Raw genomic sequence first — 2,500 nt, forward strand, 5'->3', positions numbered from 1 at the left:
AAAAACAAAACGCCCCTGGGGCCCAGTGAAGGGCGCCAGGGGCGCAGTGTACAAAAAAGAATCCGGCAGCGACCTACTCTCCCACGCGGTTTCCCGCGGAGTACCATCGGCTCTGGAGGGCTTAACTTCCGTGTTCGGGATGGGAACGGGTGTGACCCCTCCGACATAGCCACCGGAAAATGGGCGACAAGAGACATACGAAGGCAGAAGTGATTTCTAGCTGAGAAGAGAAGCTGTTGCCGCGATTCTCTCGGGCCAGCGCCATGCGCCGGGCCTCGATCTTGGCCTCGAATCCCTTACTCCCCCCAAGATTGTTGGGGAGCGTGCAAGAGATGAGGATAAAGTAAGCCGCACGAGCAATTAGTACCGGTTAGCTCAACGCGTTACCGCGCTTACACACCCGGCCTATCAACGTCGTAGTCTTCGACGGCTCTTCAGGGGCTTGCGCCCGGGATACCTGGTCTTGAGGTCGGTTTCCCGCTTAGATGCTTTCAGCGGTTATCCAATCGACACTTGGCTACCCAGCGATACCACTGGCGTGATAACTGGTACACCAGAGGTGTCTCCAACCCGGTCCTCTCGTACTAAGGTCAGAGCCTCTCAAGTATCCTACGCCCACAGCAGATAGGGACCAAACTGTCTCACGACGTTTTGAACCCAGCTCGCGTACCGCTTTAATTGGCGAACAGCCAAACCCTTGGGACCTGCTCCAGCCCCAGGATGCGATGAGCCGACATCGAGGTGCCAAACCTCCCCGTCGATGTGAACTCTTGGGGGAGATAAGCCTGTTATCCCCGGAGTACCTTTTATCCGTTGAGCGATGGCCCTTCCATTCAGGACCACCGGATCACTATGACCTGCTTTCGCACCTGCTCGACATGTCTGTCTCGCAGTCAAGCTCCCTTATGCCATTGCACTCGACGCCCGGTTTCCAATCGGGCTGAGGGAACCATCGCGCGCCTCCGTTACTCTTTGGGAGGCGACCGCCCCAGTCAAACTACCCACCAGACAGTGTCCCAATCCCGGATGACGGGACATGGTTAGACACCAGAAATCAACAGGGTGGTATTTCACCGTTGCCTCCACCGAACCTAGCGGCCCGGCTTCAAAGGCTCCCACCTATCCTACACAGTCAATCCCTAGTGTCACTGTCAAGTTGTAGTAAAGGTTCACGGGGTCTTTCCGTCTTGCTGCGGGTAAACTGCATCGGCACAGCTATTTCAATTTCGCTGAGTCCCTCTCCGAGACAGCGCGGAAGTCGTTACTCCATTCGTGCAGGTCGGAACTTACCCGACAAGGAATTTCGCTACCTTAGGACCGTTATAGTTACGGCCGCCGTTTACTGGGGCTTCGGATCATCGCTTTGCCTTGCGGCTGACGAATCCCCTTAACCTTCCAGCACCGGGCAGGAGTCAGACCCTATACGTCGGCTTGTCGCCTTCGCAGAGTCCTGTGTTTTTGGTAAACAGTCGCTACCGCCATTTCTCTGCAACCTCTCTCGGCTTCGGCTGTACGCCTACACCTACCAGAGGCCCACCTTCTTCCGAAGTTACGGTGGAAATTTGCCTAGTTCCTTGGAGGAGAGTTCTCTCAAGCGCCTTAGGATTTTCTCCTCACCCACCTGTGTCGGTTTGCGGTACGGACACCCTACAGTCTCCCTGCGGGACTTTTCTTGGAAGCGTGGCATCAACGACTTACCCCTTGCGGGGCGCCATGGGATCTCGGGGATAGCTGCCGCGCCTTTATTCGTACGCGACACCCCTACGTCTTTGGACCGGTACAACCACCACCCGGCTCGTCTAGCCTTCTCCGTCCTCCCTCAGTTCAACGACTGCAAGATGGCGCAGGAATATTAACCTGCTTTCCATCACCTACGCCTTTCGGCCTCGGCTTAGGTTCCGGCTAACCCTGGGAAGATTAACTTGACCCAGGAAACCTTGGGTTTACGGCGAGGGGGTTTCTCACCCCCTTTATCGCTACTCATTTCGGCATCAGCACTCCCAATCGCTCCAGCAGCCCTTACGGTCTACCTTCGCTGCAATTGGGACGCTCCCCTACCGCCATACACGTCATAACGCGTATGACCCGAAGCTTCGGCACTAGTCTTGAGCCCCGTTACATTTTCGGCGCAGCCTGTCTTGACCAGTGAGCTATTACGCTTTCTTTAAAGGATGGCTGCTTCTAAGCCAACCTCCTGGTTGTCAGTGACCTGCCACATCCTTTCTAGTGTTCACTTAGACTAGATTTGGGGGCCTTAGCTGTCGGTCTGGGTTATTCCCCTCTTGCCAATGGACGTTATCACCCACTGACTGCTTCCCAGGATAACAGTTACCGGCATTCGGAGTTTGGTACGGTTTGGTAATCTGGTGAGACCCCTAGCCGTTCCAGTGCTCTACCTCCGGTACTGAATTACCTGAGACGATACCTAAATATCTTTCGGGGAGAACCAGCTATCACGGAGTTTGATTGGCCTTTCACCCCTACACACAGCTCATCCCAG

The 2,500-nt window shown here is 55.3% G+C and carries 2 rRNA genes (1 of these 2 cut by a window edge); both read right to left on the reverse strand.

Features of this window, described 5'->3' with window-relative positions:
• Positions 1 to 60: 60 nt before the first annotated feature.
• Positions 61 to 177: ribosomal RNA gene (gene rrf, locus KY661_RS36950) — 5S ribosomal RNA — on the reverse strand.
• Between the two features lie 162 nt (positions 178 to 339).
• Positions 340 to 2,500: ribosomal RNA gene (locus KY661_RS36955) — 23S ribosomal RNA — on the reverse strand; it runs 808 nt beyond the window's last position.

The organism is Allostigmatella hybrida (assembly GCF_020103775.1).
Classification (GTDB): Bacteria; Myxococcota; Myxococcia; order Myxococcales; family Myxococcaceae; genus Hyalangium; species Hyalangium aurantiaca.